14 protein-coding genes and 1 tRNA gene are annotated in these 20,373 nt (G+C 51.0%); 3 read left to right on the plus strand and 12 right to left on the minus strand.

Going from position 1 to position 20,373, the window contains the following annotated elements; all coding sequences use genetic code 11:
• The gene (locus tag H7U12_RS08660; RefSeq protein WP_186636052.1) at positions 1-3,030 is read right to left on the minus strand and encodes a tetratricopeptide repeat protein; all 3,030 of its coding nucleotides are present in this window, start codon (positions 3,028-3,030) and stop codon (positions 1-3) included.
• A gap of 210 nt (positions 3,031-3,240) precedes the next feature.
• Positions 3,241-4,305, minus strand: a complete 1,065-nt coding sequence (gene holA, locus H7U12_RS08665; RefSeq protein WP_186636056.1) for a DNA polymerase III subunit delta — start codon at positions 4,303-4,305, stop codon at positions 3,241-3,243.
• A 474-nt stretch (positions 4,306-4,779) separates the two neighbouring features.
• Here holA and tyrS point away from each other — a divergent pair, with 474 nt between their 5' ends.
• The gene (gene tyrS, locus H7U12_RS08670) at positions 4,780-6,084 is read left to right on the plus strand and encodes a tyrosine--tRNA ligase (protein ID WP_186636059.1); all 1,305 of its coding nucleotides are present in this window, start codon (positions 4,780-4,782) and stop codon (positions 6,082-6,084) included.
• Positions 6,085-6,251: 167 nt separating this feature from the next.
• Here tyrS and H7U12_RS08675 read toward each other — a convergent pair whose 3' ends face one another.
• On the minus strand, positions 6,252-6,440 hold the full coding sequence (locus H7U12_RS08675) for a histone H1 (RefSeq protein ID WP_186636062.1): 189 nt from the start codon (positions 6,438-6,440) through the stop codon (positions 6,252-6,254).
• A 112-nt stretch (positions 6,441-6,552) separates the two neighbouring features.
• Positions 6,553-7,791 (minus strand): aminotransferase class I/II-fold pyridoxal phosphate-dependent enzyme, encoded by a 1,239-nt coding sequence (locus H7U12_RS08680; RefSeq protein WP_186636064.1) that lies wholly within the window; start codon positions 7,789-7,791, stop codon positions 6,553-6,555.
• A gap of 203 nt (positions 7,792-7,994) precedes the next feature.
• Between H7U12_RS08680 and accC the strand changes: the two genes are divergently transcribed.
• On the plus strand, positions 7,995-9,503 hold the full coding sequence (gene accC / locus H7U12_RS08685) for an acetyl-CoA carboxylase biotin carboxylase subunit (protein ID WP_186636067.1): 1,509 nt from the start codon (positions 7,995-7,997) through the stop codon (positions 9,501-9,503).
• A 173-nt stretch (positions 9,504-9,676) separates the two neighbouring features.
• On the opposite strand, the gene bshB1 is transcribed toward accC, so the two are convergent.
• From bshB1 to H7U12_RS08725, 8 genes are all read right to left on the minus strand, one after another.
• Positions 9,677-10,405: a bacillithiol biosynthesis deacetylase BshB1 gene (gene bshB1, locus H7U12_RS08690; RefSeq protein ID WP_186636070.1), complete on the minus strand. Its 729-nt coding sequence runs from the start codon at positions 10,403-10,405 to the stop codon at positions 9,677-9,679.
• Between the two features lie 7 nt (positions 10,406-10,412).
• Positions 10,413-11,462 carry a peptidoglycan DD-metalloendopeptidase family protein gene (locus H7U12_RS08695; protein WP_241749256.1) on the minus strand — a complete coding sequence of 350 codons (1,050 nt, stop codon included), beginning with the start codon at positions 11,460-11,462 and terminating at the stop codon, positions 10,413-10,415.
• 111 nt (positions 11,463-11,573) lie between these two features.
• Entirely contained in the window at positions 11,574-12,518 is a 945-nt protein-coding gene (gene trxB / locus H7U12_RS08700; protein WP_186636073.1) for a thioredoxin-disulfide reductase, read from the minus strand.
• A gap of 369 nt (positions 12,519-12,887) precedes the next feature.
• Positions 12,888-13,751 (minus strand): sigma-70 family RNA polymerase sigma factor, encoded by an 864-nt coding sequence (locus H7U12_RS08705; RefSeq protein WP_048920485.1) that lies wholly within the window; start codon positions 13,749-13,751, stop codon positions 12,888-12,890.
• Between the two features lie 203 nt (positions 13,752-13,954).
• The gene (gene pnp / locus H7U12_RS08710) at positions 13,955-16,105 is read right to left on the minus strand and encodes a polyribonucleotide nucleotidyltransferase (protein WP_186636076.1); all 2,151 of its coding nucleotides are present in this window, start codon (positions 16,103-16,105) and stop codon (positions 13,955-13,957) included.
• A 141-nt stretch (positions 16,106-16,246) separates the two neighbouring features.
• On the minus strand, positions 16,247-16,522 hold the full coding sequence (rpsO, locus tag H7U12_RS08715) for a 30S ribosomal protein S15 (protein WP_062545232.1): 276 nt from the start codon (positions 16,520-16,522) through the stop codon (positions 16,247-16,249).
• Positions 16,523-16,634: 112 nt separating this feature from the next.
• Positions 16,635-18,047 carry an LptF/LptG family permease gene (locus H7U12_RS08720; RefSeq protein WP_186636079.1) on the minus strand — a complete coding sequence of 471 codons (1,413 nt, stop codon included), beginning with the start codon at positions 18,045-18,047 and terminating at the stop codon, positions 16,635-16,637.
• A gap of 95 nt (positions 18,048-18,142) precedes the next feature.
• Positions 18,143-18,538, minus strand: coding sequence for an START-like domain-containing protein (locus H7U12_RS08725; protein WP_186636082.1), 396 nt, complete (start codon positions 18,536-18,538; stop codon positions 18,143-18,145).
• A 137-nt stretch (positions 18,539-18,675) separates the two neighbouring features.
• Between H7U12_RS08725 and H7U12_RS08730 the strand changes: the two genes are divergently transcribed.
• Positions 18,676-18,749 (plus strand) — tRNA-Met (locus tag H7U12_RS08730).
• The last annotated feature ends 1,624 nt before the right edge of the window (positions 18,750-20,373 follow it).

The raw sequence follows: 20,373 nt of genomic DNA on the forward strand, positions 1-20,373 counted from the left end.
TTATTCTTTAGGAGTGCTGGTAGAAGGAGTGACACTGTTTTCCAGTTCTGCCAGTTTGGCTTTGGCCTCGGTTTTGATTTCTTCCAGCGGTGAATTCTCGATGATGGAATTCAGGGTTGCCTTGGCCTGGAAGGCTTCATTCTGCGCCACGTACACATCGGCAATGAGCAGGAAAGTTTTTCCTAACCACAGGTCATAATCGCCGAAGGTCTTGCTGAACTCAAAACCATGGTCCAGCGCTTCTTTGTATTTGTTCTGCTTGAAGTAAATCTCGCTGAGCAGGTAATGGGCCTCGGCGCCGTTGGCATCCGTGGCCGAGGTGGCGGCGGTGCTGAATTCCTTAGCCGCCTGATCTAAACGGCCCAAGGCATAACTGGCTTTCCCTCTGAAGAGCAAGGCACTGTTGTAGGCACCTAAAGTGGCGTTGCCGCGGGCAATGAGGTCATCGGCGATGAGGATGGTATTGTTGAAGTCATTGGTGAAGTAGAAACTCTTCATGAGTCCAGTCAAGGCGTTGGCCTGCTCTTTCTTGTTCACCGCCAGGTCACGCAGACGGGAGTAGAAATTGGCGGCCTCGGTGTAGTTGCCGTTCTCAAATTCCATGTCGGCTACGCGCTGCACCGCTTTGCTCAGGTACTCCGACTTTCCTTCTATGGCCACTTCCTTCAGGCTACGCAGCGCGTTGGCCTTATCTCCATTACGGAAGTAAGAATCTCCTAAGAAATAACGGGCGTTGGCGACAGAGGCACTGGCCGGATAACTTTTCAGAAAACCCTCAAACTTAGGAATAGCCTGGGCATATTTCTCATTGAAATAAAGCGATTTGGCAGCTTCAAACTCAACGCTTTCCAGCGCATCGCTTTCTGGGTTAGCGGCCTTAAACTTGGTTAAATATGTATCCAGCTGCTCGGTTTGGTTGGAGGCTCCCAAAGCTTCCTGCAGGCTGTAGAGGGCGTTGTTGGCGATCTCATGAGTAGGGTACTGATCAATTACCCGCTTGAAGTCCGCGATGGCCTCGTTCTGGCGCTTCAGGTTCATGTAGGCAACTCCGCGTTTCTGCAAGGCGTTCGGCACCAACGTGCTGGAGGAATAATTATCGACCAGTTGGGAGAATGAAGCAATAGCCGGTGCGTAGTTCGAGTTCTCAAAGTCAATGATCCCTTTCTGGTACACGGCGTCATCGGCGTAGCGAGATCTGGGGAAAGACTTCAACAATGACTGCAGCGACTGGATGGCCTGATCCCTTCGGCCCGTCAGGTTGTACACCACTCCTTTCTGGAAAGCCACGTAATCAGCATCCGGAGTTTTGGCGGCCAGCGCCTGGTCATAGTAGCTTAACGCCGAGGTGTAATCCTTGGTCACATAATAGCAGTCCGCCAGCCGGATCATGGCATCAGCATAGTTGGGATTACCGGCCTTGATGGTGTTGTCGTTCAGGTACGCTTTGAAGTGCACCAAAGCTTTGTCGTACTGCTTCTCATTGTAATACGCATAGCCTATGCCGTAGCGGGACTTCACGTAAAACTCGGTGCGGCCGGAGTTCACAGTCTGGAAAACCGCGCCGTAGCTGTTGATGGCCTGGGGCCAGCGCTGTCCAATAGAGTAAGCCTCGCCTTTCAGGAAGTTGCTGCCCGCCTCAATGTCTTTGTTGTAAGGAAAGCCCAGTGATTTGTCCAGCATGGCCACCGCCTGCTGAAACAACTGGTCATTGTAGAGTTTTACGCCCTGATAATAGGTTACCCGCTGGTACGTCTCGTTGATGCGGTGGCTCCGCTTGGGCAGCTTCTCAATGTGCTGGATGGCCTCCATGTAATTGCTGGAGTTCAGGTAGGCCTCACTGAGGATGTCATCCGCCTCACCGGCAAACCGGGAATCGGGATAGTCTTTGGAGAACGAGGCCAGGGAGTTGATCACCTCTGAGAAGTTGCCCAGTTCATAGTTGAGCTGCGCGTACTTCACGGTAGCTCCCTCTTTCACGTTCTTGTCAATGTTAAGCTTGCGGGCTTGGTCAAACGCCCGCAGCGCGAACTGCTTGTTGTTGTCTTTGAGGTAACTTAAGCCCAGATGGTAGGAAGCGTTCTGCCCCAGCGAGTCGGACTGGAAGGCGACGGCCTTCAGGTTTTCAATGGAGCTCTTGAAATCATTGTTCTTGAAATCAGCGATCCCCATTTTGTACTGCACCGCTTTGTCCAAGGTCTTTTTCCCCTGGCCGTAGCTCTTGAAGTACTTAGAGGCGTTCTGGAAATCGTTGCGCTGGAAGTAGGCATCGCCTACCAGCACCTCTATCTCCTTGGGGTTCTGCACCGGCGGAGTCATCTGCAACGACTTTTCGCCGTAGCTGATCACCTCCTGAAAGTTCTTCTCCTTATAGAGCACCTCGGTGAGCATGTACGGCACGGCGGTGCGGTAATTCTCATCCTGCTCGGCTACCTTCAGGTCCAGCTTGGCGCCAATGTAGTCGCCCTCACGGTACGCCAGATAGCCAGCGTAGTAGCTGGAGGCGTACGTATATTTATGCGTGCCTCGCTTGTTGCGGTCAAACAGCTCCTTCGCCTTTTTGAAGTTCTTTTTGGAAAAGTAGGAATACCCCAGTTTGAAATCAGCCTCCTTGAGCTGGGCATCGTCCAGCCGATCGGCCGGGGCTTTTTCCAGGTACTGAATGGCTTTGTCGTAATTCTTGTTGTCAAAGAAAGTGGTTCCTAATTCAAAGAACGCGGTGGCCGCCTTGGGGTGCGCCGGGTAGCGGGAGGCAAACTGCAGCACCAGTTGCTCGGCATCGGGGTGAAGCAGGTGCAGCCCGCTGATGGCGTAGTAGTACTGGGCATCGGCGGTCTTCAAGGGGTCATTGATCAACCGGATGTACTCAGCGAAGGCCTGTTGTGCCGCCCCGAACTTTTCACGGTCGTACAACTCTAACCCTTCCTGAAAGAAGCGCTCTTCTGAGCGGAAGGTCAGGGATTGCTGCGCGTGCGCAATCTGCGTTCCTCCCAGTAAGGCGGTAGCCAAGGCTAACTTGTGCGGTAGTTTCATAGTGAAATAGGCTTTAGGCCGCCGCCCGAGGCAGGGCAGTTCTTTTCTGCGATGCCAGGGCGGGCCTGTCCTTCAAAATTAGGAAAAATGCGGGGAAGCGACAGTATAATTTACAAAACCGCCTCTACGCCTGAACGATAATATAGCAGTTTTAGCATAGATGCCAGCTACAAAAATTCCTGTTTTAGGGCCTGTTTAGCCAAAACAGCCCTAAAACGATTTTTTTGGTAGAACGGGCACCGGGTGCAGCATCTTAAACACCAGTTCCTTCAGGATGGCCGCGTCTGACATTGCCCCTCCTTCAATGCCCTTGCTCTGCAAATCGGCCTGGTGGATGAACTGGATGATCTGCAGCACGCGCCGGTACGGGTACACCCGGAGGGCCTGCAAGTACTCCTTGGCCAGAAATCCGCGGTTACCCAGCTCTTTGGCCACCGTCTGCTCGGTGATCTGCGGCAGCAGGTGCAGGGTCATCAGTTTGGAGTAAAAGGAAAACAGCAGCACCAGGTTGGGAATCAGCGGATTGTCCTTGGGATTGGACTCAAAGTAATTCAAGATGCGGTTGGCCTTGAGCACATCCTGGCGCACCAACGCGTTCTGCAGTTCAAAAATGTTATATTCCTTGCTGATGCCGATGTTCTCCTGCACCAGCTTCTCATCAATGGTCTGGCCCGGCTTCAGGTTAATGGCAAGTTTCTCAATTTCGTTCGCTAAACGCGACAGGTCTGAACCGATGTACTCACCCAGCATCATGACCGCCTGCGGGGTAGCCATGAGGTTCTTAGTTTTGATGAACTGATTAATCCAGCCGGGTACCTGGTTGTCATAGAGCTTCTTGGTGGTCAGGAACACCGCCTGTTTGCTGAGCAACTTGCCCAGCCGCTTGCGCCCATCCACGGTTTTGTGCTTGTGGCAGAACACCAGAATGGTAGACGGCAGCGGGTTGTTAAGATAGGCATCCAGCTGCTTGGCCGCCGGGTCTTTCTCGGGATCGGCTTCCAAGTTGGCCAGGTTCTGCGCCTCCTTTACAATCACCACCTGCCGGTCAGACATCATCGGGAAGCGCTTGGCTTGCAGCAACACCGTCGGTACATCGGTATCCTTGCCGTACATCACCACTTGGTTGAAGCCCTTTTCCATGTCATTCAAGGCATGCTGCTCAATGTAATCAGAGATCAGGTCTATGTAATACGGTTCATCGCCCTGCAAAAAATACACGGGAGCGAATTCACGGTTCTTGAGTTGCTTCAGGATGTCATCTGCGGTAAGCGCCATGGACAAGGGAATGGATGGAAATGAAAACGGAACGAGACGGCAATTTACCTAATTTTCGTTTCAGGTGGGCAGTAGTTCGTGATTCCTATGCCGTTAATAGCTGTTCTGAACAGGCTGCTTTAGGGGTCTTTTCTTGAAAACTGCCTCAAAACGCTACAATGGCGCAGACACTCGTAGGAACTGCGTACAACTGAGTCCTGAGTTCTGAGTAACGAGTCCTTAGTCTGTTAATAGAAGAAGTTGTTAATAGAAGAAGCTGGCGCGAGACTTCAGTCTCGTGCCGAAGGATGATGCGAGTCTCCAGACTCGCCGGGAACCACAAGCGGGATTATCTAAGATCAAATCTTACGACACCACCATCACTTACCTCATCAATTTGTGCCCGGCTAGCAGAACGCACTTCCAACTGATAACTAACAACTGACAACTAAAAACTTATTTGGGTATATTTGGCCCAAGTAAAATTGAAGCTACATGAATTTAATTGAAGAACTGCGTTGGCGCGGCATGTTGCAGGACACCATGCCCGGCACAGAAGAACAACTGAACGCAGGCATGACCACCGGCTACATCGGTTTTGACCCGACGGCCTCTTCCCTCCACATCGGCAACCTGGCCACCATCATGCTGCTGGTGCACCTGCAGCGGGCGGGCCACAAGCCCATCGCGCTGGTGGGCGGTGCCACGGGTATGATCGGGGACCCATCGGGCAAATCCGCGGAGCGGAATCTGTTGTCGGAGGAGGTATTGCGCGCCAACCAGGAAGGTATCAGGAAGCAACTGGAGAAATTCCTGAAGTTTGAGGGCGTGGAGAACGCCGCCGAGATCGTGAACAACTATGACTGGTTCAAGGAGTTCTCGTTCCTGGATTTCCTGCGCAACGTGGGCAAGCACCTCACGGTGAATTACATGATGAAAAAGGAATCGGTGCAGAAGCGGATCACGGCGCAGGAAGGCGAAAACGGGGCCGAAGGACTCTCCTTCACCGAGTTCTCGTACCAGTTGCTGCAGGGCTACGATTACTACCACCTGTACAAGCACAAGAACGTGAAACTGCAGATGGGCGGTTCTGACCAGTGGGGGAACATCACCTCGGGCACCGAGCTCATCCGCCGGATGGAAGGCGGCAAAGCCTTCGCGCTCACCACTCCCCTGGTGACCAAAGCCGACGGCAGCAAGTTCGGGAAGTCCGAGAGCGGCAACGTGTGGCTGGACCCCAACATGACGTCACCCTATAAATTCTACCAGTTCTGGCTCAACGTAGCCGATGAGGAAGCCGAGAAGCTGGTGAAGCGCTTTACCCTCTTAACCCAGGAAGAAATTGAAGCTCTGGTGACCGAGCACCAGCAGGCACCGCACCTGCGCGTATTGCAAAAAGCATTGGCCAAGGAAGTGACCACCACTGTGCATTCCGCCGAGGAATACGAAAGCGCCGTGGAAGCATCTCAAATCCTGTTCGGGAAAGGCGACCTGGAAACCCTGCGCAGTCTGCCGGAGGCTACCCTGCTGGCCGTGTTTGAAGGCGTGCCCCAGATTGAGGTTCCCAAAGACAGCCTGTCAGCCGATACTCTTGCCGTAGATTTCCTGTCTGAACTGACCCAGAACCAGATTTTTGAGTCGAAAGGCGAGGCGAAAAAAATGATCCAGAACGGCGGCGTGAGCATCAATCGGCAGAAAGTGGACAAACCAGACGAGGCGCTGTCTCAGGATTTACTCCAGGGCAAGTACCTGGTGATCCAGAAAGGAAAGAAGAATTACTACCTCGTGAAAGCGGTTTAACCCCGTTCTATTTAGCATAATAGTACAAATCAAGAGCCTCCTGCTTTAGGGCTGTTTTGTTAAAAACGGCTCATAAGCAGGAGGCTCTTGATTTTATAAGCGCTCAAAAGAAAAAAGGTGAGCATATCACTCACCTTTCTCATAATATCTTATTTCAGAGCAACTTACTATTTAGCAGCGCCTTCGCTGTTTTTCATGTCCTGAACTTCCTTACGGATGTCCTGCGCCATGTTTTTAAGATCTTGCATACCCTTTCTTACGCGGGTACCGGCAGCGGAATTCTTCTTGTCATAGAATTTCTCAAAGTCGCCTTCCAGAGAAAGAACCAGATCCTTAAGTTTGGAATAATTGTTCATTAGAGCTTGTTTAAATGGTTTGACATTACGTTTAATGGCTCTAATATAGGAATTTTATAATAAGGTGCAAAAAAATAAAAAGTTTGTATTATTTTATAAAACAAGTCCTTTTCTAGGCCGTCACAGAAGATTTAGTATAAAGTCCTTTATCCAGCTTCGCGGAGATCGCTTCAAAGGCGGCAATTGTTTCGGCAACATCCTCCAAGGTGTGGGCAGCGGTAGGGATCAAACGGAGCATGATCACGTCTTTTGGCACTACCGGATAAACCACAATTGAACAGAAAATATTGAAATTCTCGCGCAAATCAAGCGTAAGCGCCGTTGCATCAGGGATTTGGCCATTCAGAAGCACCGGTGTCACCGGAGACTCAGTGGTGCCAATGTTGAAGCCTTTCTCGCGCAGGCCAGACTGCAGGGCATTTACTACGGTCCAGAGGTTGTCTTTCAGTTCTGGCTGCGTGCGGAGCAATTCCAGACGTTTCAGAGCGCCAACGACCAGGGTCATCGGCAGAGACTTGGCATACGTTTGGGAACGCATGTTGTAACGGAGGTACTCAATTACCTGCTCGTTGCTAGCCACAAACGCGCCAATGCTGGCCATGGATTTGGCGAAGGTGGAGAAGTACACGTCAATACCGTCTTGTACGCCTAAGAACTCACCGGTACCGGCCCCGGTTTTCCCCATGGTCCCGAACCCGTGGGCGTCATCGATCATCAACCGGAAGTTGAATTTCTCTTTCAGCGCCACCACTTCTCTCAATTTACCCAGGTTGCCGCTCATGCCAAACACGCCTTCGGTGATCACCAGGATGCCGCCGCCGGTTTCATTGGTTAAACGGGTAGCGCGTTGGAGTTGCTTCTCCAGGCTCTCAATGTTATTGTGCTGGTACACGAAGCGCTTGCCCTGGTGCAGACGAACGCCGTCAATGATACAGGCATGCGACTCGGCATCGTACACAATCACGTCGTGGCGGTCTACCAGGGCATCAATGATGGACACCACCCCCTGGTACCCGAAGTTGAGCAGGAAAGCGTCTTCTTTCTGCACGAACTCGGCTAATTCACGCTCTAAACGCTCGTGGTTATTTGAGTTACCAGACATAATGCGGGCGCCCATGGGCAAGGCCATTCCAAACTCAGCGGCAGCATCAGCATCGGCTTTACGCACTTCCGGGTGGTTGGCCAGGCCCAGATAGTTGTTCAAGCTCCAGGTGAGGACTTGTTTTCCTCTGAAGGTCATGCGCGGAGCAATCTCGCCCTCCAGTTTAGGGAACGTGAAATACCCGTGCGCATAGTGAGAATGGCTGCCAAGCGGTCCGCGGTTGGCCAATAACTTTTCAAATAGATCCACTTTAGATAATGTTAAGGCGGTTAATAGTGTGAAGGGCGTGAAACTACCTTCTGAAATCAATAATTTAAACCTATAAGGTAGGCAAATTTACATTGATTGTCATCAATTACAAAGTCAGTGCCAGATTGCTGCGGTAAAATCGTCTTTTAACTTTGGCCGGAATGAACTTTCTTTGAGGATTGAACCGAACTGAACCTGCCTTCATGAGAAAAATTGAAAAGCTGCTGGTCGCAAACCGCGGTGAAATAGCCTTACGCGTGATGCGTTCAGCCCGCGAGATGGGCATCAAAACCGTAGCCATCTATTCTGAAGCGGACCGCCAGGCCCTGCACGTGCGCTACGCCGATGAGGCCGTCTGCGTGGGGCCACCCGCCTCCAGCGCGTCTTACCTGCGCGGAGATGTCATTCTGGAGGTTTGCAAACGATTGGGGGTAGACGCCATTCACCCGGGCTACGGATTCCTCTCTGAGAACGCGGGTTTTGCCCAGCAGGTGCAGGAGGCCGGCATCACGTTCATTGGTCCCTCGCCGGAGGCCATTGAGCTGATGGGCAGCAAGCTGGCCGCCAAGGCCGCCGTGGCCAAGTACAACATTCCCATGGTGCCCGGCACCGAGTACGCCATCACTGATATTGAAGAGGCGAAAGTTATTGCCTCTAACATCGGGTTCCCCATCCTGATCAAAGCCAGTGCGGGCGGCGGCGGAAAAGGCATGCGCGTGGTGGAGCGGGTTTCTGATTTTGAGGAACAGATGCAGCTGGCCGTGAGTGAAGCCACCTCGGCCTTCGGGAACGGAGCGGTCTTCATTGAGAAATACATCGGCTCGCCGCGGCACATTGAAATTCAGGTGCTGGGCGATACCCACGGCAACATTGTGCACATGTTTGAGCGGGAATGCTCCATTCAGCGCCGGCACCAGAAAGTGATTGAGGAAGCACCCTCATCGGTACTCACGCCCGAGTTGCGCGCCGAGATGGGCCGCTGCGCCGTTGACGTGGCCAAAGCCTGTGATTACGTGGGCGCCGGCACCGTGGAGTTTCTGCTGGACGAGAACAAAAACTTCTTCTTCCTGGAGATGAACACCCGCCTGCAGGTGGAACACCCCGTGACCGAGCAAATTACCGGGCTTGACCTGGTGAAAGAACAGATCAAGATAGCCCAGGGCGCGCCTCTCTCCTTTTCCCAGGAAGATTTGACCATCAGCGGACACGCTCTGGAACTGCGGGTGTACGCCGAGGACCCCACCAACAACTTCCTACCGGACATCGGGACGCTGACCACCTACAAACGGCCGCAGGGCTTAGGCGTGCGCGTGGACGATGGCTTTGAGGAAGGCATGGAGATTCCGATCTACTATGACCCGATGATCGCGAAGCTGGTGACGTTTGGCAAAGACCGCCAGGAAGCCATTGAGAAAATGATCAGGGCCATTGACGAATACCAGATCACCGGCATAGAAACCACCTTGCCCTTCGGACGCTTCGTGATGGAACACGAGGCTTTCCGCTCCGGTGATTTCGATACGAAGTTTATTGAGCGGTACTTCCAGGACCCATCGGTATTGAAACCCGCACCTACTCAGGACGAGGAAGCCATGGCGGCAGTGCTGGCGGCTTTGTTCGCGGGCAAAGTCAAACAATCGACAGCCACTCCTACGTCATCAGCAGCCCCTACCGGCTCCATGTCTGATTGGCGTAAGAACCGCTTAAAGTAATCCCCTCTGTTTTGAGCCCGTTTTTCTAAAAACAGGCTCAAAACAGAACGTCAGCCTAAAAAGAAGGCCCTGTGAGAATACTCACGGGGCCTTCTTTTTAGGCTGACGATATACAGGACGCTTTGGGGCCTTTCAAGAAAGGAGCCTTAAAACAGCTTCGGCACTTTAGGAAGTTAAATCAAATCAAACAGGTTCTTTACTCCCAGAGAGCGTTCTTTGGTAAACCCTTCGCCGTAAGAGACCCCAATGGCGTGGCCTAACTCCTTCGCGCGCGACTCAATGAATTGCAGGAATTCCGGGGAGGAAATATAGGTGGCGGGCTCTGGGCTGTCTGCAGTGGCGGGGGTGAAAAACTGCGTCTTAAATGCTCTGATCGCCTCCACTTTGGTTTCCCAGTAGGGCGTAATGTCTACCACCAGATCCGGGGAAATGAAGCGGTCCTGGATGTAATGGTACACCGCCTTCGGCCGCCAGGCCTCCTGCTCCTGCCCATCAGCTCCCTGGGTTTTAATCTGCCGCAAACCAGAATAGAAACAAGCCTCAGAAACCAACTGGCTGCCGCGCCCGTGGTCGGGGTGGCGGTCATGGATGGCGTTCATGAGCACGATCTCGGGTTGGTATTTCCGGATGGCTTGGATCACGAGGCGTTGGTGGGCTTCATCGTTCCGGAAGAAGCCATCGGCTAAACCCAGGTTTTCCCGGGCATCCAATCCCAGGATCTGGGCAGAATCGGCGGCTTCCTGGGCGCGGGTCTCCACGGTTCCGCGGGTTCCCAGCTCGCCGCGGGTGAGGTCTACAATCCCTACCTTTTTGCCCTGGGCTTTATGGGCCAGTAACGTACCCACGCAGCCAAGTTCGGCATCATCTGGGTGGGAGGCAAAAGCCAGTATGTCAAGCTTCATGAGCGGGTTATTTAATGCGGAGGTTACGTCCCAAGCGCAGCGTGGTACGGGTGGTGATGTGGTTCAGGCGGGTGATCTGGGAAACGGACACCCCATATTTGCGGGCAATGGTGCCCAGCACTTCGCCGCTTCTCACTTTGTGGTACACCGCTCTTCTGGCCCGGGTAGCTCCGGAAGAAGATTTCTTTTTAGCGCGGTTGTAGTAATTGAAAAGCGCGGAGGTGATCTGGAAATTCTCGCCCTTCAGCAGGTATTCCGGGAAGTCATAGAGTTCCTCGGGGTCAATGGGGTTTCCCTCGTAGCGCACCTCATAGTGCAGGTGAGGTCCGGAGCTGCGGCCGGTGCTACCGCCCCAGCCAATCAACTCGCCCGCTTTCACGTACTGCCCTACTTTGGCCACTGGCTTGCTGAGGTGACCGTACACGGTCTCCAGACCGTTTACGTGACGGACCACCAGGTAATTCCCGTAGCCGCCGCCGTCCCATTTAGAGATCCGCACCACTCCGTCAAACGCTGTTTTCACCGAGTCTCCGGTGTCCAGATCCAGGTCGGTGCCGTAATGCCAGCGATATCCCCGGAATCCGAAATCAGAGGTGATGGGGGTTTTCACCAGCGGCATTTTATAGGGGTGGGTCTTGTTATACAATTGCAGCGCAATGGTATCTTTAATAGTACGGCCGTCTTTGCGGTAAGGGTTCAGGTTGTGCGTGTCCCAAATGGCGTAGTAGGCGGCAATCTTCACCCAGGCACTGTCATCCAACTGGATCTCCTCAGACATCTCCACAATGCTCTGTTCCCCCAGGTTCAGGGAACTGGTGTCCTCACTGACAATGGAGAGTTTCTTGACTGGGCTGAACTCGGCGCGGTTAGGCTTGTCTTTGTCCTGTAAGGTTTCCTGCTTCACCTCCACGGTGGTTTCAGGCTTCACGGCTTTGATCTTGGGAGATTTCCGTCTGAAGATGTCTTTATTGGTTTTTTTCCTCTGCGCCTCTGCCATGTGCCCCGAGAAGGTGAGACAGGCGAAAAGCAGAAAAAAAAGTAGCTTTCTTACTAACATTTAATCTGATTAATCACCGAACCAACATTTGTTTTCGGCTCGGCTATAAAACTGAACAAGCCGCTATTTTATTGCTTTTGCAAGGCGATAGCGGCTTGTTCTTCCTCTGTTTTAATGGTCTTCCAGCGAAGCCAGGTAACGTTCTGCATCCAGGGCGGCCATACAGCCGGTGCCCGCCGCCGTCACCGCCTGGCGGTACACATTGTCCTGCACATCGCCGCAGGCGAATACGCCGTCAATGTTGGTTTTGGAAGTGCCGGGAATGGTCTTCAGGTAGCCGCTCTCATCATGCTGCAAGAAAGGCTGGAAAATCTTGGAGTTAGGCTCGTGCCCGATGGCCACAAAGAACCCTTTCACGGCAATTTCACTGGTCTCACCGGTGATGGTGTTCTTCAGCCGAACCCCTTGCACATCGTGTTCACCCAGGATTTCATCGGTCACGCTGTTCCAGATGATCTCGATGTTGGGCGTGTGCTTCACCCGGTTCTGCATGATGGTAGACGCTTTCATCTCATCGCGGCGCACAATCATGTATACCTTGGAGCACAGGTTAGAAAGATAATGAGCTTCCTCGCAGGCGGTGTCGCCGGCTCCAACAATGGCCACTTCCTGGCCGCGGTAGAAGAACCCGTCGCACACGGCGCAGGCAGAAACCCCGCTCCCGTTCAGTCTGGCTTCCGATTCCAGTCCCAGCCATTTGGCCGAGGCACCGGTGGCAATGATGACCGTGTCTGCTTCTATTTCCTTCTGCTCGTCAATGGTCACTTTGTGCGGCTTGCCGGAGAAATCAACGGAAGTAGCGATGCCGTAACGGATATCGGTACCGAAGCGGGCGGCCTGCTGACGGAAATCTTCCATCATCTGCGGGCCATTTATACCGGTTGGGTAACCGGGGTAGTTCTCAACGTCATTGGTAATGGTCAACTGACCACCAGGCTGCAGGCCTTGGTACATAACCGGTTTAAGACCGGCCCGTGAGGCGTAAATGGCGGCGGCATATCCGGCAGGGCCAGAGCCGATGATCAAACACTTTACGCGCTCCTTTTGGTTTTCCATATCAGGTAATAATTTGGGAGTGCAATATTACGAATTATTTTAAAGACACCGGCAGCCCAGCGGGATACCAGCGTTTTAACATCTATGCTAATTGTACATAATTACTTGGCTTCTAGCTAGTACATAGCGGCAACCAAGGTTTTGCTTTAGATTTCTATAACAAATAAAAGCCAGGAAGAATTCTCCCCAAGTGATTTCTTACCCGTTAGACAGCAAGGCTCTTAGATAGTTTAAACCTAGATACGCTTTAGGCCTCTTTTCCCGAAAGGAGGCTTAAAAAAGCAGCAGACCTTTCCTAATCATTTGGCTCTAAAAAGCAAAAAGCCCTGGTCTTTGTGAAACCAAGGCTTTGCAATGATGAAGTAAAAACTATCCCAAATAAGGCTTTAGGGCTTTACTGCGGGAAGTATGGCGTAACCGGCGGATGGCTTTCTCTTTGATCTGACGCACGCGCTCGCGGGTCAGGTTAAATTTCTCGCCGATCTCTTCTAAGGTAAGGGAGTGCTCTCCGTTCAGTCCGAAGTAAAGCGTGATCACATCAGCTTCGCGTTTGGTCAAGGTAGAAAGGGCACGCTGTACTTCTTTGCGCAGGGAGTCGTTCATCAGGCCGGTGTCCGGAGACTCTTCGTCTTCGTTTTCCAAAACGTCCAATAAACGGTTTTCCTCACCTTGCACGAAGGGAGCATCCACAGACACGTGACGACCGGAGATCTTCAGGGTATCCACTACCTCAGCGGTGGTGAGTTCCAGTACTTCGGCAATTTCCTCTGGAGACGGCTCGCGCTCAAATTTTTGTTCCAGCTCTGAGAAAGACTTGGAGATCTTGTTCAAGGAACCTACCCGGTTCAACGGAAGACGCACAATCCGGGACTGCTCGGCCAAAGCCTGCAGAATAGACTGACGGATCCACCAAACGGCGTAAGAGATGAATTTAAATCCACGGGTTTCGTCAAAACGCTTGGCGGCTTTGATCAGACCTAAGTTGCCTTCGTTGATCAAATCGCCCAGGGAAAGTCCCTGGTTCTGGTATTGCTTTGCCACCGACACCACGAAGCGAAGGTTGGCTTTGGTTAATTTCTCGAGGGCGAACTGGTCGCCTTCTCTGATGCGCTGGGCAAGCGTTACCTCCTCATCTGGGGTGAGCAAGTCCACCTTCCCAATCTCCTGCAGGTATTTGTCTAGAGATTGGCTTTCGCGGTTGGTAATCTGCTTGCTTATTTTCAGCTGTCTCATTGGAGTGTATTTCTATACTGTGTAAATCTCTGTGTTGGTTGGCTGTTGGGATAACACTCTCCCCCGCTCCAAAAGTTCTCTTTAAACGAAAACACCTGCTAACTCTCCTTGTTTCAGGCATGTTTTTACAAAACAGCCCTAAAACCCGGCCACGCACCTCCAGAATCTGGACGTGTTTGGCCGGGTCATAGACAATAGAAAGGTTAGTCTTTCTTAGGAGCCGACTCTTGACGCTCTGGCTTTGGCAGCAACGCTTTGCGGGAAAGTTTGAATTTGCCGGTCTTGGCATCAATATCCACGAGTTTCACCTGGATTTCTTCGCCTAGTTCCAACACGCCTTCCATGCTCTCCAGACGCTCCCACTTCACCTCAGAGATGTGCAGCAAGCCGTCTTTGCCGGGCATGAACTCTACGAATGCGCCATACGGCTGGATAGATTTCACTTTACCGGTATAGGTATCGCCTACTTCCGGCACGGCCACAATGGCTTTGATTTTAGAGACTGCCATCTGCATCGCGTCCTGGTTCGTGGCGAACACGTTCACGTAGCCTTTGTCGTTTTTCTCCTCAATCTGGATCACCGCACCAGAATCACGCTGGATCTGCTGGATTACTTTACCACCTGGTCCAATGATGGCGCCAATAAATTCCTTCTCAATAATAATATTGGTAGAACGTGGGGTATGCGGTTTGAAATCTGCGTTAGGCTGCGCGATGGTTTTGTTCATCTCGCCCAGGATGTGCAGACGTCCGTTTCTGGCTTGTGCCAGGGCCTGGCCCAGAATCTCAAAGGAAAGACCTTTCACTTTGATGTCCATCTGGCAAGCCGTGATCCCTTTGGCCGTACCGGTTACCTTGAAGTCCATGTCACCCAGGTGATCTTCGTCACCCAAGATATCAGACAGAACGGCAAAGTTGCCAGACTCTTCGTCCATGATCAGACCCATGGCGATACCTGATACCGGGGCAGAAATCTGGATACCGGCATCCATCAAGGCCAGCGTTCCGGCGCAAACAGTAGCCATAGAAGAAGAACCGTTGGATTCCAGGATATCTGAAACGATCCGGATGGTGTAGGGGTTCTCCTCTTCAGAAGGCAATACTTTCTTTAAAGAACGCATGGCCAGGTTTCCGTGTCCTACTTCTCTACGGCCAGTACCGCGCATTGGCTTGGCTTCACCGGTAGAGAATGGAGGGAAGTTATAGTGCAGCATGAACTTGTTGTAGCCAGAGAACATGGCGCCATCAATCATCTGCTCGTCTAGTTTAGTACCTAAGGTAACGGTGGTCAACGACTGGGTCTCACCGCGGGTGAACACGGCAGAACCGTGCGCCGATGGCAGGTAGTTGATTTCTGACCAGATAGGGCGAATCTCGTCCAAAGCCCGACCATCTAAACGACGACGCTCTTTCAAGACCACGTCACGTACCGCTTCTTTCTCCGCGTCATGGAAGTATTTTCCAATCAGGGTAGCGTCATACGTGTGATCTTCAGGAAGAGAAGCCACAAACTCTTCTTTGATGGCTTTGAAGGCTTCCTTACGCTGGGCTTTCACGTTGTTACCGGAAGCAGCAACCTGATACGCCTTGTCATAAACAGCTTTGAAGATCAGGTCTTTCAGTTCCAGGTCGTTTGTCTCGTGGCTGTATTCACGCTTGGTAGTGTTACCTACCTCCTGCGCTAATTCCAGCTGCGCCTGCACCTGAATTTTGATGGCGTCATGGGCAACTCTGATGGCCTCCAGCATGTCTTCTTCAGACACCTCGCTCATCTCGCCTTCCACCATGGCCACGCTGTCTGCAGATCCACCTACAATCAGGTCGATGTCGGCGCGCTTCAGGTCAGAAAGCAAGGGGTTGATCTGGAACTGTCCGTCAATGCGGGCAACGCGCACTTCAGAGATAGGTCCGTTGAATGGGATATCAGAAACCGAGATAGCGGCCGAAGCGGCCAAAGCGGCCAGGGCATCTGGCAACACCTCCGCATCAGCGGAGATCAGGTTGATGATCACCTGGGTTTCGGAGTGATAATCGTCCGGGAACATAGGCCGCAGGATACGGTCTACCAAACGGCTGATCAGGATTTCGTAGTCAGAGAGACGGGCTTCTCTTTTCAGGAAACCACCGGGGATTTTACCTGAGGAAGCGAATTTCTCCTGGTAGTCAACAGACAGCGGCAGGAAATCTACCCCTTCACGGGCGCCCACGTTAGACACCACGGTGGCCAGGAGCATAGCATTTCCGCATCTTACCACCACAGACCCATCTGCCTGTTTGGCAAGCTTGCCGGTCTCAATAGTGATATCACGGCCATTGGCCATGTTGATGGTTTTAGTTATAGCGTTATATGACATCGTTCTTGATATAAGATGCAATCAAAGTAAAAGGCACCCACAGGCAGAGAGCCAAGGGCGCTAAGAGCAAGAAGGGAAAGCGGAGGCAATAAAAAAGATTAGGGAATCCCGTTTATGAATTCCCTAATCTTTCTATGTGGATTATTTACGAATGCCTAGTTCAGCGATGATAGCGCGGTAACGCGTAATGTCGGTCTTGGTCAGGTAATTCAGTAATCTTCTTCTCTTACCAACCAATTTCAAAAGACCCAAACGAGTGGAGAAGTCTTTTTTGTTGGATTTCAGGTGTTCTGTCAGGTGGTTAATCCGGGCAGTAAACAGGGCGATTTGTGATTCAGCAGAACCGGTGTCGGTGGCTGACTTTGAAAAACCGCTGGTTTGGAAGATTTCTTTTTTCGCTTCGGTAGTTAATTTCATTGCGTGTAACTGTACTTTTCTTTTTATCGCAGTTCAGATTATAAGGCGCAAAGATAGGAAACAAACCCTTATATTCAAATAATTCATTGGAATAAAGGTGGGTTTATTTCATTTATACGGCCTTGGCCCGCTTGAACCGGGCGGTAAACTTCCGCCAGGAGTCAAATTCCAGCAAGCTGGAGTCGTTTCTAGCCTGGATTAGGAAAAACAGCCCGATTGGAAGCAAGATGAGGTTGGCCGCCCACATGCCCATCACCACCGGGGCCACTCCTTCCCGTCCCCATTTCTCGCCCAGGATGCTGAGCACGTAATACACGATGAAGAACGCGATGGAGATGATCACCGGCATGCCCAGCCCGCCCTTCCGGATGATGGCCCCCAGCGGAGCGCCAATCAGGAACATGATGAAACAGGCGAAGGCCTGGGTGAACTTGCGGTAAATCTCAATCTCGTAGTTGTTCCGTTCCCGCTGAATGGTGGTCAGCCGCGAGGCATAGGAACTGGTGAAGCTTTTCACGTTGCGGGCGGCGTTGGCGGCGGCCTGCACATCCTGCAGCAGAATTGCCGGGGCGGTGGCTTCCTTCTTCACCTTGATCTTGAGCGTGTCACTGGCTTTCAGGCTGGAGAAGTGGGAATAGAACGGCCGTACATTGGGTTCCAGCAGAGACGTCTCCTTGGTGATCTGTTTCTGGAGCGAATCGGTTACCTGGGTCAGCTGGTTGATGTTCTTCATCATCTTGTTGTCTGAGAACCACTGCGAATTGCTCCGCACCATCTGGAAGGAAGACAGGTTCACCACGATCTTGTTTTTGGTGAACGCCTGCCGCAGGTACCCCGTGGACTGCCCGTAGCTGTTGGAACTGCTGGGGCGCTCCTCGGCGAAGGTTTTACCGTTGAACATCTCCAGCACCAGGTACTGGTCGTTGAACTGGGTGTACATTTTGCCGGAATCAGCTAGCATGATCACGGCGTTGCCCTGCCCGTTGGAGTGGTCATAGATCATGATGTCTTTGAGAGTCTGGCCGTCTTCAAACTTCTTGCCCACCCTGATGCTGCGGTTGGGCAAGCCGTTGTAGAAAGAGCCTTCCTTCAGATCCAGCGAGGGTTTTTTCTGCCGGATGTCCCACATGAGGCTATAAGCCTTGAGGTTAGCCTTGGGCACGATGGTGTTATGGAAGAAAAAGGCGGCCACCGTGAGCAGCACGGCAAACAGGAACACCGGCCGCAGCGCCCGCACCAAGGAAATACCGGACGTTTTGATGGCGGTCAATTCATGGTGCTCGCCCAGGTTCCCGAAGGTCATGAGCGAGGAAAGCAAGATAGCCAGCGGAAACGCCATGGGTGCCAGGTTCAGGCTGAAGTAAAACAGCAACTCGGCGATAACGGCCACCCCCAGGTCCTTCCCGATCAGGTCATCCAGGTACTTGAGGATAACCTGCAACAGCAGAATGAACTCTACTACGGCAAAAGTGAGGACAAAAGGCCCAATGAAGGACTTAAGAATCAGTTTATCTAATTTTTTCATGTAGCGCTACCGCTTCTCTGGGCAACGGCCGTAGGTATTATGGCCCTCTCCCAAGGAAAAGTGGCCAAATTTACGAAAAGCGGCGGAAAGCCGGACTATCCTCCTATCAACTCTCGCAAAGTCAATATCTGGTTGTCCCAAAGCTCGGCTAGTTGTTCAACGTCGCCCACATCGGTATAGTCTACGATGCGCAGGAATTGTTCCTGGGTCAGTTCCCCGGACTCAATGGAGAAATCGATGTAGCTGTAATCGTGGGAAGGGCCTTTGTTGGTGCCCGGAAAGGTAAACCGCACCGATTTGTTCATGCGGTGGCTCGTCATTTCAGCGATGTGGTCCTGGTTGTCCCACACCAGGTTGTACTTGCGGTCTCCAATCTGTTTGGCGGCATCACACAACCACTGGGCCAAGCCCGAGGCAGTACTCAGGTACGGGTACAGCATCTTGGGGGAAGCATTAAGAGAATACTCTCTGATAAACTTTATCTTACTCATAGGACAATAAAGCTAAAAATGGTAACAGGGTGTAGTAAAGATCGGGGGCGGATATGCTTCTTCAATTAAGGGAAAATTTTTTATACAAAAAAACTTGTGTGGTTATAAATCTTTCCCCTACATTTGCACCACAATTCGGCGGGGTAGCTCAGATGGTTAGAGCGCAGGATTCATAACCCTGAGGTCGGCAGTTCGATTCTGCTCCCCGCTACGATTAGATTTCCCAACTGTAAAAAGGCTTCCAATATCGATTTGGAAGCCTTTTTACGTTTTAGGCCTTGTTTCCAGAAATCACGTGTAAAACGCCTCAGGCCTGTCATTCTGATCTCCCAATGAAGGAAGCACCCATCTTTCCATCGTCGCTTTTCACGCTTCTACTTTTCATATCTATAAAGCAGATTTGAATTACACACTCAAATTATTGAGGCATAAACCCACTATTGGCAAGTAATAAAAGTGTTATATTAATTGGAATTAATGATGTATTTCACAACAGTTTACTGCATCTAAGCAATGCACTTGCTTTAACTATTTAGTTGATCTAATTCATTCTGTACAGAGACAGTTAAACCTAATTGGGAGAGTGTTGGCTTAGTCTATTCTGCTTCAGCCCAAGCTACCTTCAATGCAGCTCCTACCCTCCATTTACCTCTCCATTCTGTAACTGTTAGTTGAAGCAATCCACTCATAATGATTAAAGCAGTTTGCTACCGCAACTATCCACCGGTAAGAAAAATAAAGATAAAGCATAGCTTCAACTTGCAAACAGTAAAATTGCTATTATTAACGTTTTGCGTTTATGGCCTCATTTCACAAAAGCATGCAATAAACAGAAGAGGCTCCGTATATCTTTCCGCATCTCTTCCTTCATATGGGATTAACATTATATAGATGCTAAATCAGGAATAGGAATTAGTAAGCTGGAAAACATGATCCATTTGACAACTGGAACCATCCTATCAGAAACGCGAAAAAACGATTTCAATAATGATGCAGCTGATGACTTAATGAAGTGTTAGAGTAAACGGAAATCGGCTTTTCATTTTAAGTGTAAATGGGATGAGTAAAATTCTGGCTATAGAAGATCAGCAGGAAATCCTTTGCATGGGTATGCTCAAAAACTGGAGCAACACCCCATGTTACATTTAGCAAGAGCGAGGACATGCTTGTTTGTTATATTCACCTAATACATTATTTGCTGTATAGCTAGAAATTGAATTTAACAAGAAGGTCATTAGACAGGATTATTAGTTTCGTTCAATAATCACCAAATCACATCACCTATTACATTCAATACCCCTTTCAAAGGACATTTATCCCGCTCCGCTCACATTCTCATTCTCATCTATGTTCAGAAGCTTGAAAGGGGCTTTTTGCAAGTGGCGGTAGAAGCGCCTTCATTACTCACTAGTAAGTAGAGCCAATCGTATTTACCACATATTATTTTACAAGATTAAAAAAATACTGTTTTTTCTTGTTATTTAACATAATGCCTTATATCTTCAGGTATGCTTTCAGGAAGATCTCCCCTAAAGAGATTTCTCAGAATCATGGTGTATAGCTAGGAGTAAACAAGTTATAGCTTCCTGGAAGGCAAAAGCATCCATCCTTCTCTACCCAAAGCATTTATGTGGTAGAGTGATCATCAAAACAGATTCCTTTTAAGCTCCACCGCCTTAATAGAAGCACTCTCTAATGGTTCAGCAATGGGGTAGTTTGACTGAGGGTTGAATAATTCTTCACACCCTAGTCTCTTACCGGTTTGCCCGTTCAGGAGTCACTTTCCTATTAAGGAGTTCACCTGCTTCCCCCTCCTTTTCTTGTCTGTCATTTTT

Origin of the sequence: Rufibacter sediminis (assembly GCF_014269285.1) — a bacterium.
GTDB lineage: Bacteria > Bacteroidota > Bacteroidia > Cytophagales > Hymenobacteraceae > Nibribacter > Nibribacter sediminis.

Coding starts and splice junctions, on each gene's coding strand:
- H7U12_RS08660 (WP_186636052.1), bottom strand. CDS start 3,030: ATGAAACTACCGCACAAGTTAGCCTTGGCTACCGCCTTACTGGGAGGA.
- holA (WP_186636056.1), bottom strand. CDS start 4,305: ATGGCGCTTACCGCAGATGACATCCTGAAGCAACTCAAGAACCGTGAA.
- tyrS (WP_186636059.1), top strand. CDS start 4,780: ATGAATTTAATTGAAGAACTGCGTTGGCGCGGCATGTTGCAGGACACC.
- H7U12_RS08675 (WP_186636062.1), bottom strand. CDS start 6,440: ATGAACAATTATTCCAAACTTAAGGATCTGGTTCTTTCTCTGGAAGGC.
- accC (WP_186636067.1), top strand. CDS start 7,995: ATGAGAAAAATTGAAAAGCTGCTGGTCGCAAACCGCGGTGAAATAGCC.
- bshB1 (WP_186636070.1), bottom strand. CDS start 10,405: ATGAAGCTTGACATACTGGCTTTTGCCTCCCACCCAGATGATGCCGAA.
- H7U12_RS08695 (WP_241749256.1), bottom strand. CDS start 11,462: ATGTTAGTAAGAAAGCTACTTTTTTTTCTGCTTTTCGCCTGTCTCACC.
- trxB (WP_186636073.1), bottom strand. CDS start 12,518: ATGGAAAACCAAAAGGAGCGCGTAAAGTGTTTGATCATCGGCTCTGGC.
- H7U12_RS08705 (WP_048920485.1), bottom strand. CDS start 13,751: ATGAGACAGCTGAAAATAAGCAAGCAGATTACCAACCGCGAAAGCCAA.
- pnp (WP_186636076.1), bottom strand. CDS start 16,105: ATGTCATATAACGCTATAACTAAAACCATCAACATGGCCAATGGCCGT.
- rpsO (WP_062545232.1), bottom strand. CDS start 16,522: ATGAAATTAACTACCGAAGCGAAAAAAGAAATCTTCCAAACCAGCGGT.
- H7U12_RS08720 (WP_186636079.1), bottom strand. CDS start 18,047: ATGAAAAAATTAGATAAACTGATTCTTAAGTCCTTCATTGGGCCTTTT.
- H7U12_RS08725 (WP_186636082.1), bottom strand. CDS start 18,538: ATGAGTAAGATAAAGTTTATCAGAGAGTATTCTCTTAATGCTTCCCCC.